Source organism: Halomonas sp. KG2 (assembly GCA_030440445.1).
Taxonomy (GTDB): domain Bacteria; phylum Pseudomonadota; class Gammaproteobacteria; order Pseudomonadales; family Halomonadaceae; genus Vreelandella.
On record CP098528.1, the window covers coordinates 2470187 to 2482237 of the forward strand.

The window sequence follows — 12051 nt, forward strand, 5'->3', positions numbered from 1 at the left end:
ACTTAGAAACCTAACGTTTTTAGCTTAACGCACATAATGCACTTCGCCAGATTGATCGAAAGCTCACCGATGACGTTGACGCAGCGAAGACAACAGTATTCTAGTAACTCGCCTGGTTAGCTATTCCCAAGCATGTATGCACGGAGCTGCCGCTCCTCTCGCATAACATGAAGGACCAGAATCTGTTTCTCATCCTCACGATAAAAAATGCGACAGGGTGGAACCACTATCTCCCTGTATACCGAATTGGGGAGCTCAGGAGGAATCCGTCCGGATTGGGGGAAGTTTTCCAAACGCTCGGTCTTATCGAAAACGTTTTGGACCAGATGGCTTGCGGCAGCAGGATTATCCAGAGCAATGTACTCAGCGATGGCATCCAGTTCTTGAAGAGCAGGCTCTGTCCAAATTACTTCAGCCATTTACTCATTTTCTCCCTGGCCTCACGTTGGCTGTACGTTCTTCCCTCAAGTACAGCGCGCTCTCCCCGCGAAAGCCCCTCAAGCAGCTCTAGTCGGCGCTGCATAAACTCGAAATCTTGCACATCGACAAGGTATGCGGATGGCTTGCCATGTTCAGTGATCAGTACCGGCTCTTTCGAAAGATGCAGGTCTGCCAAGATTTTTGTGGCTTGGCGCTTAAGATTTGTAACAAGTTCAACTTTCATGGGCTCACCCTGATCCAGACCAAAGTGACACTATAGTATCACTTTGCTAGCGCAGCAATCACAGCTAACGCCCGCCATAAACGGCCAGTGAGACGATGTCCAGCGACCGAAGGGTGCGAATTTGATGGCTTGGTTAGGCATCTTTATCCAGGGTAACTCCGTAAGTGCGAAGCGCGGACTGAACTTGAGACTCTTCAGTAGCCTCTGAGGGATAAAGCCGGTAGCTAGGCGCAACTATTGGCTCTACAGCGCTAGCTCTTACAACGAAGACACTGTGTATTGGATAGCGATCGCCAGCCATCGGGAGAAGTGGACCAACCCAGCGAGAATACTCCGGTTCTGACGGCTTCAGTTCAGTTGCCATGCCAATGATCTTGAAGCCTTTTTGGACAAAAACATCAACAAAACTAAGGCAAACCTTCTGATTTGTCCTGACATTCTTCGCTGAGCGAGGTGAGGCAATATTTGCGATCACTATATTCTCGCCATCCGCCACAGCAAAGACTTCCTTGGGCGACACATTCGGCTGCCCGTTTTCGTCACTTGTGGCTAACCAACAGAGCACGCTTCGCTCTACAGATTCACGAACTTCGGTAGTCATTAGGTCTGACACGGTCTTTTCCTCGAATGCCTAACAGGTGCTAGACGGCACGCTTTATCATTGAGTGAACGTGCTGACACTTTCTAAAACCACCAACCGCCTATTACGCAGGCCGCTTAGCCAGCAGTGCCCAAACACCCGCTGAAGAAAGTAGCGTTCCGCCCACAATATTGAAACGGCGCTGGGCGCGGCGTGAGGCAAGCATTTTGCGCACGGATGAGGCAAACACCGCGTAAAGCGTGGCATTGAGTGTCGCTAACACCACAAAGGTGACCGCCAAAATCCACAACTGCTGCCCCGCATTAGCACCAGGGCTAACAAATTGCGGCAAAAAGGCGACGAAGAAGATGATGCCCTTGGGGTTCAGTGCCGTTACCAAATAGGTATTGGTGAACAGCTTCCAACGCGCCCCTGATACCGCAGGTGTTACCGGCTGAACTGACGATATCCCGGCACGCAACAGCTTTATCCCCATATAGAGCAGATATAAACCGCCGATCCATTTGATAACGGTGAACCAAAACGCCGAAGCGGCCAAAACAGCTCCCAAGCCAAGTAGCGAAAAAACCAGCGCCGTGGAATCGCCCAGGGCAACCGCGGCGACAAGTGGAATATTAGCGCGTCGACCTTGGGCGATGGAGTAGCTGACAACCGTCAAAATCGTCGGCCCAGGAATAGCGAGCAAGGCCACGGATGCAAGCGCAAAGGCAAACCAAATTTCGATAGACATCGGGACAGCACCTTAGACGTGATAATGGCTAAGTTAGCATAAGCCGCAATAGGCTGGAGTCCCCCATTAGTCCCCCTGAGCCCCTCATTACTTTGACGATATGAGCGCCCCTGATGGTCGTTCTCACACTATTTTTAACTAAATAAACACAAAACGTTGACGAAATATAAAAATGTAGATATTTTTTAAGCGTAGGTTCTCTGTTTGATTCAGTTCTTTTTCACCCTTTTGCTAAAGAGAGGCGTCCAATGAACGCTCCAGCCACTATCCCCGCACAGCAGCATCATGGTTTCACCCTTGGCCGCTCACCGCAGTCGGACCGTTTACTGCAACTGAGCTTCCCTAAGGAAACAGTGAAAGCGTTTCTTGACGCCGTGTCGGAATGGCCGGTTCAGGCACTGGAATATAAGTCTTTCCTGCGTTTTCGAGTGGCCAAGATTCTTGATGACCTGTGTAAGAACACCCTTCAGCCGGTGTTGATTGAGACCATGGTGGATCGGGATACCGGGGCATTTCTGGTGACACCAGAGGGGCTGGATCAGGTTGAGCAAGCTGATGATATGGTGATATTTGCCACGGCAGTGGCTCACCTGATGGGGCGCTCTAACTACGACGCTATGAGCGGCCAGTACTATGCGCGTTTTGTGGTCAAGAACGTCGATAACTCAGACAGTTACCTACGTCAGCCACACCGCGTGATGGAGCTGCATAACGACGGTACGTTCGTGGAGCAGGACACCGACTACGTGTTGATGATGAAAGTTGACGAACAGAACATGCAAGGCGGCAACTCGTTACTGTTGCACCTTGATGACTGGGAAGGGTTAGACAGTTTCTACTCTCACCCACTGGCGCGTCGTAACATGCGCTGGACCGCGCCACCGAGCAAGAATGTTGATCGCGATATCTACCACCCCGTGTTCGATGTGGACACCGAGGGTCGCCCGATCATGGCCTACATTGACCAGTTCGTTCAGCCGAAGGACTTTGAAGAAGGCAATTGGCTAGCTGATCTGTCTGATTCGCTGGAAGGTAGCCAACATCAGCTATCGGTTCCGGTCGCTACTGGCAGCTTCCTTTTGATTAACAATCACTTCTGGCTACATGGGCGCGATCGCTTCACCCCGCACCCTGACCTGCGTCGTGAGTTGATGCGTCAGCGTGGCTATTTCACCCATGCCAAAACACTACGTCAGCCGCGTCAGGTATAATCATTTAGAATAAGCTGGCCACCGCCATGACGGTGGCCATTTTCCCTTGGCTACCGAGACGCCTATGTACGACTACATTATTATCGGGGGCGGCATTCTTGGGCTGTCGACTGCCATGCAGCTGATCCGCGCCTATCCTGACAAGAAGATGCTGCTGGTTGAGAAAGAGGATGGCCCTGCCCGCCATCAAACAGGCCACAACAGTGGCGTGATTCATGCAGGAGTTTACTACACGCCAGGCAGTTTAAAGGCGCGTTTTTGTTTAGAGGGTAACCTCGCCACCAAGGCGTTTTGTGACGAACATAGCATTGCCTACGACGAATGCGGCAAGCTGCTGGTCGCCACGAATGACCTCGAACTCCAGCGTATGAAAGCACTATGGGAGCGTACAGAGGCTAATGGCTTGGAACGGTATTGGCTGACGGCAGAAGAACTGCAAGAACGTGAGCCTAACATCACCGGCGTCGGTGGTATCTTTGTTCCTTCCAGCGGTATCGTCAATTACGCTGAAGTGGCTGCCGCCATGGGCCGCGAATTTGAAGCCGCTGGCGGTGAAATCCGCTACACCACGTCAGTCACCGGCTTAAGTGAGCTCCCCAATGAGGTGGTGGTATCTACCAGCCAGGGGGATTTCTCTACCCGCTACATGGTGTCCTGCTCTGGCCTGATGGCAGACCGCGTGGTACGTATGCTGGGTATCGAGCCAGACTTTACGATCTGTCCGTTCCGCGGCGAGTACTTCCGACTGCCTGCACAGCACAATCAAATTGTTAATCACCTGATCTACCCGATTCCAGACCCTTCGATGCCGTTTCTTGGTGTTCACCTGACACGCATGATCGACGGCAGCGTGACGGTCGGCCCTAACGCTGTGCTGGCTTGGAAACGTGAAGGCTACCGAAAAACCGATGTGTCGCTATCCGACACGCTAGCCATGCTGCGCCACCGCGGCATCCGCCAGGTGCTGAAAGACAACCTGCGTCCTGGGCTTTCCGAGTTTAAGAACTCAATCTATAAAAAAGGCTACCTGCAGCAAGTGCGTAAGTACTGCCCAAGCTTAACGCTTGCTGATCTTGAGCCTTACCCGGCTGGCGTGCGTGCCCAAGCGGTGTCCAACGATGGCAAGCTGGTCGACGACTTCCTGTTCGTCAACACGCCACGTACTGTCAACGTGTGTAACGCACCCTCGCCTGCGGCGACGTCTGCCATTCCCATTGGCGCGTATATCGTAGAGAAAGTTAAACAGCAGGTTGGCGATAGCGCTGTTGTAGTGAGCTAAGAGCACACCAAGCTGATTAGTAACAAGCCTATTTCGGGCGCATAGTCTGCGTCCGAAATAGGCTTAAGCGGTTACTTAACCAGCGCCGCGTAACGCCATCAGCATTGCCTGCATCATAAGAGAAGAGTCCTTCCTAAGCGGCACCGGCTGCCCCATTGCCATAAATCCAGACGACCGATACAAATCAACTGCCGCCTCATTACTGATTGTAACGTCAAGCGCGAGACGCTCACACTCTTTATCTATCGCCCAGGTTTTAATTTTACCCAGAAGCGCCTTGGCGATGCCTTGCCCTCTTGCCGCAGGCGAAACCCACATTTGGTAGATGTGAGCGGTTTCCACCTCTGGTGCATGTATCACTCCCCAAGCAAGCCCCATCGCCCGGCCACCCTGCTCGGCCACTAACGGAAAAGCCACAAGCCCCCGCGCGCTAAGATCTAAGCGCACCCGCCAATCAGCATCCGACAATACAGATTCCTGCTCGTAAGTAGCGCCAAATGAGTCAGGGGAATCCTTGAGTGATTCCAGCCTAACGGACTTATACAGCGCCCAATCTTCTGGGGTTACTAGTTTGATGTTGAAATTTTTCATTTAAGGGATGGGCTGCATGGTGTGTGGGTGCTTAGGGAATGAAGGCAGCAAGCCAGCGTTAAGACATTAATACACAGAAACAGGCCGCCATCAAAGGCGACCCATGGCATTAAAAGGCAATAATTTGGCCATCAGCGGGGATAGACACGCGATCCTGGATCCCAACTTCTCGCACGTAATCAGACAACTCTTCACGGCTTAATGTCATATGGTTCACCGCGCCCATATGCACCGCGATGATCGCCGCATTAGGGGCTGCCTGATGCATACGCAGCGTATCTTGCTTCCCCATGATGATTGGGTCACCTGAGAAGCCTGTGATCTCTGCGGCGCCGGCATTCACGACAATCACCTCGGGATTATAACGCGCCAGCGTCTGCTCAACTTCATCGCGCCAGATGGTGTCACCCACCAAGTAGGTAGTTTTGTGCTCGGGGGCTTCGAAAACCACCCCCATCACCTCACCGAGCAATTGGGCCAGTTCAGGAACTGCATAGAGGGTGTCAGAGCCGTGTTGGCCGCCCGTTTTATGCAGTGTCACTCCACCAAATTCAACTTTACCGTCCAAAATGCGCACATCATTGAATCCCTGAGAGCGTATCAGCTCAGCATCGGTGGCATTCTGTGTAAATAGCGGCAGGTCTTTGGGCAACAGCTGCTGGGCAGCATCGTCCCAGTGATCGAGGTGTGTGTGAGTAACGATAATGGCATCGACACCGTCGATTATCTCCTCAACGGGCATAGGCAGCCCCTCCAGCGGGTTGCGTAACTCGCTACGGTAGGTATTTTCAAAGCCAGGATAAGTGCCCTGCTCAGCCAGCATCGGGTCCACCAAAAAGGTGGTGTCCCCATAGCTAACCTTCACTGTTGCATTGCGAATCTGCTGCAGCTTTTGCGTCGCCCCCTGAGCGTTTGAATCCGCCAAGGAGTTACCGGTAATGAGCCCTGTTGTGAGGACAGGAGAACTGGATAAGGTTTTGATAGGCATCTAATGACTTCCTTCAATACGCTGCTGGATTGGTAGACAACAGTGTAGAGAGAGGCGACCGTCAAAAAAATTGGCCTGAAAGTCAGTGTTCGAAAGTTTTGGGCCACTATGGTAAGGCTAAGTTAAGAACAGCTAAGGAATTACCCATGTCCTTACCACGCGTAGGTTTAATTCTCCATCCCCGTATCACTCCTTTTCATTTCTCGGTGCCCTATACGGTGTTCGGCATGGCCTTTCCTGATCGCTCACTCTTCGATCTGTCCATCGTTGCAGCTTGGGAAGACTCGCCAGAGAGTGATGAGGTGATGACAATAAAGCCCAACGGCGGCTTAACGCTCTTGGATAACGTGGATATAGCCGTGGTCCCTGGCTGGCATGACCTGGATGAACCGCCACCGCCTGAGCTGGCCGAGGCGCTTGTCCGCTGCCATGAACGGGGCACTCATGTGGTGGGGCTTTGTTACGGCACGTATGCACTGGCGTACGCTGGACTGCTCGACGGCAGGCGGGCATCAACTCACTGGGTCGCCGAGCAGGACTTTAGTGACCGATTCCCAAGAGTCAAGCTGGACACCAATGCGCTTTATGTGGAGGAGGATCGTTTAGTGACGTCCGCAGGCACGGCGGCAGGCCTAGATTGCTGCTTATTCCTGGTGCGCGAGTATTACGGCGCAACGATTGCCAACAAGATTGCCCGTATTATGGTGGTTCCCCCGCACCGCGAAGGTGGGCAGGCGCAGTTCATTGAGCAACCCGTTGCCATTTCCACTCAAGACGCCCATATCAATCGCTTATTGGATTATTTGAGAGAAAACCTAGTCGGCTCGCATCGCATCGATGAGCTAGCGGCTCGAACCTCCATGAGCAGACGCACCTTCACGCGCCACTTTCAAAAAGCAACCGGAATGACGGTGGTGGAGTGGCTTGTCAACGAGCGCCTACGGCGCGGGCGCGAGCTACTGGAAACCACCTCCCTGTCGGTGGAAGCGATTGCGGAACGAGTTGGCTTTCATACGGCAACGTCTTTCCGTCAACATTTTAGGCAACATCATCAAGTCAGCCCACGCGACTGGCGTAAAACTTTTGGCGGCAACTCCTGAGTTGTTTCTGGCTAGCATTGCCCCGCTCTGCCGTTAACCGCGTTCATAAATTTTTGGGTTAACTGACAAGAGCCACCTTCAAGTCTCGTCGCGTTTTCAGCGCTATCCCATGGATTCGTCAAACGACGGTTTAGGCCAAGCCGTCGTTATCGGCCAGAAGCGGTCTTTTAGGTATCACTGATGTAGCGATTTATAACGCCCGCATTACGGGCTGGTTTGTAGTGGCAGCGCAAAACCAGTCCCGGTACACGCGATTTAAAGGTTGTCAGAAAGGAACCTGACAAAGTGCATTTCGAGGCCGTTGCAGCGGCCCTTCAATCGTAGCCGATAGCGTATCAAGCGCGCATAACCGTGTTCCAATCTATACTGTGGCCAGCCGCTTCGAGCTCACGCGCAAGTGCCTCTTCCAGCTACCGTTGCTGTCCATCGTCTCCAACACAACTGTTGTCAACGCACTGAATCAAGAATAGTTAAAACACTAGGCAAGCGCCGGTACGACAACGCATACGCCGCACCTCGCTTAGTGAACGCGCAAACCTTCCGTCTGATAAAGCAGATTGACTTCTACCACCCGTCCTTCTAAAAGGTGGCAATACTGACGAGTCTTGCCCGCTTCCTGGCGCGATCGCACCTCGCCGCCTTCCTGCTCACAGTAATTGACGGCAACCTGCTGCGCCTGGTTAGCACCATCAGTAGTACCTAGGGTCGAACATCCCGCCAGTGCCATCCCTATCAAAATCAACATGCCATAACGAGCCATGTGCTTCTCCCTTTGCATTGTTACGTTGAACAGTGATTCGTTGAACAGTGATTATTAGCAGCGCAAAACCCGCTGATATTCATTCATTATAGTCAACGTTCGGACTTTCTTGGCATGGCAGCCAGAAATGATGACCTGCTTCTAATATGTCGAAAGTCAGGTTGAATACGCTATCCCCCTGCCACCATCAAGGCGCTGCCAGCGCGTGACCGATTGGGTACGTTGATCACTTTTGTGATCCAATCCCCCGTTCTTGCCAGCGCGTTTAAATCAATGCCTGACTCGATTCCCAAACCCTCAAGCATATACACCACATCTTCGCTTGGCACATTGCCAGAAGCTCCTTTGGCATAGGGGCAGCCCCCCAAACCGGCGACGGAACTATCAATAACGCTTAGGCCCTCTTCCAGCATCGCATAGAGATTCGCAAGTGCTTGGCCGTAGGTATCATGACAGTGGGCGGCCAGGTTATTTATTGGCACCTGAGCGGCAACAGCCGCCAACATATGTTTGGCTTTTGATGGCGTTCCGGTGCCGATCGTATCGCCCAGTGATACCTCATAGCAGCCCATCTGGTATAGCGCCTTGGCAACTCGCGCCACCTGTAAAGGCGCGATCTCCCCCTCATAAGGGCAGCCAAGCACGCAGGAAATATATCCCCGTACACGTAGCCCGGCCTGGCGCGCATGCTCTACCACCTGCTCAAAACGCTCGAGCGACTCGGCGATAGAGCAGTTTATGTTCTTGTGAGAAAAGGCTTCACTTGCTGCGCCAAATACGGCGACTTCGTCAACATCGCACTCAATCGCTGCTTCAAGGCCTTTCAGATTAGGTGTCAAGGCTGAATAGACAACGCCAGGGCGTCGCTCAACGCCCTGCATTATTTCCCGATGGTCGGCCATTTGCGACACCCAGCTAGGCGACACAAAGCTCGCCGCCTCGATATTTGCACAACCCGCCTCCACCAGGCGCTTGATAAACGCAAGCTTCAGGTGAGTAGGCACAAACGCCTGTTCATTTTGCAAACCGTCGCGCGGACCGACCTCGACCAGGCGCACAGAGGATGGCAAGGCCATGTTGTCTCCTTAGCCGTTACGCAGCTGTTCAAGCAGTTGCTGGGCGATATCCACACGCACCTTACCGCCATCCACAAGCAGCGCTGCGATACGATCAACTTCATCGTTCTCGGCCCCGGCCATTACCGCAATATTTTTAGCATGCAGTGCCATATGGCCCTTCTGAATGCCGGTGGTCGCCAGCGCCTTAATGGCGGCAAAATTCTGCGCCAAACCCACCGCGACAATAATACGTGCCAAGCGATCCGCTGTTTTAACGCCCAGAATATCAAGACAGTGCCGAGCACTAGGGTGCGATCGAGTAGCGCCGCCTACCAAGCCTACCGGCATAGGCATTTCTAAGGTACCAGTCAGGTTCCCTTCACTATCGGCTTCCCAATGTGTCAAGGAACGGTAACGCCCCGTGCGAGCGGCGTAGGCATGAGCACCCGCTTCTACCGCGCGGGTATCGTTGCCCGTTGACAGCACGACAGCGCTAACTCCATTCATGATGCCTTTGTTGTGGGTAGCTGCCCGGTAAGGGTCCTGGTCTGCGAAGCGATACGCGTTGAGCATACCGTCACGTACCGACTCCCCGCCAAGATCTTCAAGTTTCCAGGTAGCACGTGCGCGAGCAATACGCCGATCAGCGAGGTTGGACAGAATACGCAGACAGCTGCGACCACCGCTCCACTCCGCTAGAGAAGGCGCGACAGCTTCCGCCATCGAGTTGACAGCATTGGCACCCATGGCGTCACGCACATCCACCAGCAGATGAACGATCAGCATGTTGTTGAGAACGCGCACTTCCAGGTCACGGAAACCCCCACCGTGCTGGAGCAGTACTGGGTCGGTTGCATCACAAATGCTTTTTACCTGTTCGAATTCGGAAAGCAGCCGAAGGCGTGCAAACTCGGGGTTAGGCACATCCAGCAACTGTACCTGCGCAATCATGATGGGTTCTGACGTATCGGTATGAAACCCGCCCAATGCGCGACACTGCCTGGCCGCATTACACACGGCGGCGACCACGGAAGACTCTTCGGTCGCCATGGGTACCAGCTGTTCCTCGTCATCAATAATCAAATTGGTGGCAACGCCGATTGGCAGGTTCAGCGTACCAATGACGTTTTCGATCATGGCATCGGCAGTGGCCGACGAGATATTGCCCGTATCAGAGAAATGCGTGCGAACCTCGCTGCCGAGCTCAGCTATTTCGATGACTTTCTCAAGCCGCTCGCTGGGAGTAAGCTGATAAAAACCAGGAATGCGGGATGTGCTGTGTGCCATGAATAATGCCTCTGATCAATTGAGGTTGAATAAGTAAATGTGCCTGACGTGTACGATTTACCAAGAGTCAGCATATGCGTCAGGCATGGATCCAAACGGATTAAGCGATTAGCCCTAAAAGCCACGGTGCGGCATAAAGCGTCATGAACTGCACGCCATAGTTGACGCCCCAACGGTTGAGTAGACCTGCCATCAGTGCCAGCACCATCACGCCCAAAATGCCCATTACTCCGGCATCCATATAGGCAAGCAGCATGACCAGCGAGAAGAACATCGCCAGGAACGCTTCGTGAGGAATGTGCTTGAACACAAAGATGCAGATACGCCGCGCGTACCGAACCGCAATCGGGTAGGTAATCAGCAAAGCGACACCGGCACCCAAAATGCTTGCGATGGTAATTTCAGAAAAACTCATCAAGTGGTGAGCATTCTGCTCGAGCGTCAGTACCGGCGGTGCGTTGAAGAAGGCGTTGCCCGGGCCAATCGCCATCGGGCTCATCGGTATGCCTAGTGCCGCTAAGGGAATCAAGATGCCCGCGATGTAAGAGGCGTTGGTGACGGCATCCATTGAAGATAGCGCGCGACTAGCCTTATTGACCGTACCTTTCACCCAGCTCGACATTACTTCGCCCAGAAAGATCGTGATGCCGACTGGGCTCATGAAGAATGTGACCGAACCCAGGACAGAGCTAGCTGCGGCCGAGGCGGTTTCCTGACGCGTCAGAATGCGAAACGGATTGGGTAGCTGCCCTTTCTCATCGTTACCGTAGATCTGGATCTGCTTAGGCTCAGACTCCGCCATTTTATGGCGCTCACTGTTGACCGTGAGCTGTGCCAGATTAAACATCATCGGGCCAATGGTGATGCCCAAGAAGAACGAGATGAATACAGTCTGCCCTTCTGGAATGACGCCCATCCCCCAATACAGGTGCCGCAAGCCCTGAATCAATGCAGCCAGTAGCACAATACTGATCAGGCTGATGACTTTCTCCTTGCTCATCAGAGCAAGAAATACGGCCCCGCCAAAGAATATCTGGCTGGCATACTGGCCAAGCAAATCGGCTAGGGGTGTCAATAGAAAAGCCAGAAACAGACTAATGGGGATCGCCACCAGCGTACCGATGACCGAACCGGACGCCATTTTACGAATCGCCAGGGTGGCATGACCTTCACGCTTCAAGATCAGTGCGTGCTCAACCATAGGTGCCGACATCACCCCTCCCGGTATACCGGCTACCGAAACGGGAATGGAGTCGGTCAGCTTCTTAGCAACAATGGCCGCCATAAAGAAAGCCAGCACCACGGGAAGCGGTATGCCCGCGACCACCAGAGCCAGCGTTACCGGAGCCAGTACGGCGGTTTCATCGGTACCCGGTGCAACACCAATCGCGGTATAAACGATGACGGCAATGATCGCAGCCGCCAACATTTGAAGTAATAAGACGGGATCCATGACTACTTATCCTCACCGGTTTGCAGCTGCCGTTTAGGGCGAAACAGCAGCGCATTGATGAAGAAGCCCAGAATAGCGCCGCTCAACCCAAGAATAAGAGGAAGCGGAGGCTGCGCTGGAGCAAGCAGATAGCCGCCTAGTGTTAACGGCGTCGAAATATACAGTGACAGCAGAAGATCTCTCCCACTCACCGAGTCATCCCACACATTGAGAAACCGATTCTTCTGTTCAGACATAGCGTGTCTCCTTGAATTTATTATGGATGTGTCTTTTTTAATGGAGCACATGATGGGTAAACTTGCTGAGTACTGATAGGTACAGTTGGCGAG

At 53.1% G+C, this 12051-nt stretch carries 14 protein-coding genes; 3 read left to right on the forward strand and 11 right to left on the reverse strand.

The window, feature by feature from the left end:
* Positions 1-116: 116 nt before the first annotated feature.
* The 4 genes from NDQ72_11590 to NDQ72_11605 all read right to left on the reverse strand — a co-directional run bounded on the left by NDQ72_11590 (position 117) and on the right by NDQ72_11605 (position 1995).
* Positions 117-419, reverse strand: a complete 303-nt coding sequence (locus NDQ72_11590) for a type II toxin-antitoxin system RelE/ParE family toxin (protein WKD26716.1) — start codon at positions 417-419, stop codon at positions 117-119.
* Entirely contained in the window at positions 407-664 is a 258-nt protein-coding gene (locus NDQ72_11595) for a type II toxin-antitoxin system Phd/YefM family antitoxin (protein WKD26717.1), read from the reverse strand. Before NDQ72_11595 ends, NDQ72_11590 begins: the two co-directional genes overlap by 13 nt.
* 133 nt (positions 665-797) lie before the next feature.
* Entirely contained in the window at positions 798-1277 is a 480-nt protein-coding gene (locus NDQ72_11600; GenBank protein WKD26718.1) for a pyridoxamine 5'-phosphate oxidase family protein, read from the reverse strand.
* Positions 1278-1368: 91 nt separating this feature from the next.
* Positions 1369-1995 carry a LysE family translocator gene (locus NDQ72_11605; GenBank protein WKD26719.1) on the reverse strand — a complete coding sequence of 209 codons (627 nt, stop codon included), beginning with the start codon at positions 1993-1995 and terminating at the stop codon, positions 1369-1371.
* A gap of 248 nt (positions 1996-2243) precedes the next feature.
* On the opposite strand from NDQ72_11605, the gene glaH reads away from it, so the two are divergent.
* Together glaH and lhgO are read left to right on the forward strand one after the other, a co-directional pair.
* Entirely contained in the window at positions 2244-3206 is a 963-nt protein-coding gene (gene glaH / locus NDQ72_11610; GenBank protein WKD26720.1) for a glutarate dioxygenase GlaH, read from the forward strand.
* A gap of 64 nt (positions 3207-3270) precedes the next feature.
* On the forward strand, positions 3271-4485 hold the full coding sequence (lhgO, locus tag NDQ72_11615; protein ID WKD26721.1) for an L-2-hydroxyglutarate oxidase: 1215 nt from the start codon (positions 3271-3273) through the stop codon (positions 4483-4485).
* 75 nt (positions 4486-4560) lie between these two features.
* On the opposite strand, the gene NDQ72_11620 is transcribed toward lhgO, so the two are convergent.
* Complete coding sequence (locus tag NDQ72_11620) at positions 4561-5076, reverse strand: GNAT family N-acetyltransferase (GenBank protein ID WKD26722.1); 516 nt, start codon at positions 5074-5076, stop codon at positions 4561-4563.
* A gap of 109 nt (positions 5077-5185) precedes the next feature.
* A complete protein-coding gene (locus NDQ72_11625) occupies positions 5186-6064 on the reverse strand; it encodes an MBL fold metallo-hydrolase (GenBank protein ID WKD26723.1) in 879 nt (292 codons plus the stop codon).
* A 146-nt stretch (positions 6065-6210) separates the two neighbouring features.
* Between NDQ72_11625 and NDQ72_11630 the strand changes: the two genes are divergently transcribed.
* Positions 6211-7164, forward strand: coding sequence for a helix-turn-helix domain-containing protein (locus NDQ72_11630; GenBank protein ID WKD26724.1), 954 nt, complete (start codon positions 6211-6213; stop codon positions 7162-7164).
* 520 nt (positions 7165-7684) lie between these two features.
* On the opposite strand, the gene NDQ72_11635 is transcribed toward NDQ72_11630, so the two are convergent.
* From NDQ72_11635 to NDQ72_11655, 5 genes are all read right to left on the reverse strand, one after another.
* Positions 7685-7924 carry a DUF333 domain-containing protein gene (locus NDQ72_11635; protein ID WKD26725.1) on the reverse strand — a complete coding sequence of 80 codons (240 nt, stop codon included), beginning with the start codon at positions 7922-7924 and terminating at the stop codon, positions 7685-7687.
* A gap of 170 nt (positions 7925-8094) precedes the next feature.
* On the reverse strand, positions 8095-9000 hold the full coding sequence (locus tag NDQ72_11640) for a hydroxymethylglutaryl-CoA lyase (protein WKD26726.1): 906 nt from the start codon (positions 8998-9000) through the stop codon (positions 8095-8097).
* A gap of 9 nt (positions 9001-9009) precedes the next feature.
* A complete protein-coding gene (locus tag NDQ72_11645) occupies positions 9010-10269 on the reverse strand; it encodes a hydroxymethylglutaryl-CoA reductase, degradative (GenBank protein ID WKD26727.1) in 1260 nt (419 codons plus the stop codon).
* A gap of 100 nt (positions 10270-10369) precedes the next feature.
* A complete protein-coding gene (locus NDQ72_11650) occupies positions 10370-11722 on the reverse strand; it encodes a tripartite tricarboxylate transporter permease (GenBank protein ID WKD26728.1) in 1353 nt (450 codons plus the stop codon).
* Between the two features lie 2 nt (positions 11723-11724).
* Entirely contained in the window at positions 11725-11958 is a 234-nt protein-coding gene (locus tag NDQ72_11655) for a hypothetical protein (protein WKD26729.1), read from the reverse strand.
* Between the last annotated feature and the right edge of the window lie 93 nt (positions 11959-12051).

Excerpts from the sequence above, each read along its gene's own strand:
- NDQ72_11590 (WKD26716.1), bottom strand. The coding sequence starts at position 419 with ATGGCTGAAGTAATTTGGACAGAGCCTGCTCTTCAAGAACTGGATGCC.
- NDQ72_11595 (WKD26717.1), bottom strand. The coding sequence starts at position 664 with ATGAAAGTTGAACTTGTTACAAATCTTAAGCGCCAAGCCACAAAAATC.
- NDQ72_11605 (WKD26719.1), bottom strand. The coding sequence starts at position 1,995 with ATGTCTATCGAAATTTGGTTTGCCTTTGCGCTTGCATCCGTGGCCTTG.
- glaH (WKD26720.1), top strand. The coding sequence starts at position 2,244 with ATGAACGCTCCAGCCACTATCCCCGCACAGCAGCATCATGGTTTCACC.
- lhgO (WKD26721.1), top strand. The coding sequence starts at position 3,271 with ATGTACGACTACATTATTATCGGGGGCGGCATTCTTGGGCTGTCGACT.
- NDQ72_11620 (WKD26722.1), bottom strand. The coding sequence starts at position 5,076 with ATGAAAAATTTCAACATCAAACTAGTAACCCCAGAAGATTGGGCGCTG.
- NDQ72_11625 (WKD26723.1), bottom strand. The coding sequence starts at position 6,064 with ATGCCTATCAAAACCTTATCCAGTTCTCCTGTCCTCACAACAGGGCTC.
- NDQ72_11630 (WKD26724.1), top strand. The coding sequence starts at position 6,211 with ATGTCCTTACCACGCGTAGGTTTAATTCTCCATCCCCGTATCACTCCT.
- NDQ72_11635 (WKD26725.1), bottom strand. The coding sequence starts at position 7,924 with ATGGCTCGTTATGGCATGTTGATTTTGATAGGGATGGCACTGGCGGGA.
- NDQ72_11640 (WKD26726.1), bottom strand. The coding sequence starts at position 9,000 with ATGGCCTTGCCATCCTCTGTGCGCCTGGTCGAGGTCGGTCCGCGCGAC.
- NDQ72_11645 (WKD26727.1), bottom strand. The coding sequence starts at position 10,269 with ATGGCACACAGCACATCCCGCATTCCTGGTTTTTATCAGCTTACTCCC.
- NDQ72_11650 (WKD26728.1), bottom strand. The coding sequence starts at position 11,722 with ATGGATCCCGTCTTATTACTTCAAATGTTGGCGGCTGCGATCATTGCC.
- NDQ72_11655 (WKD26729.1), bottom strand. The coding sequence starts at position 11,958 with ATGTCTGAACAGAAGAATCGGTTTCTCAATGTGTGGGATGACTCGGTG.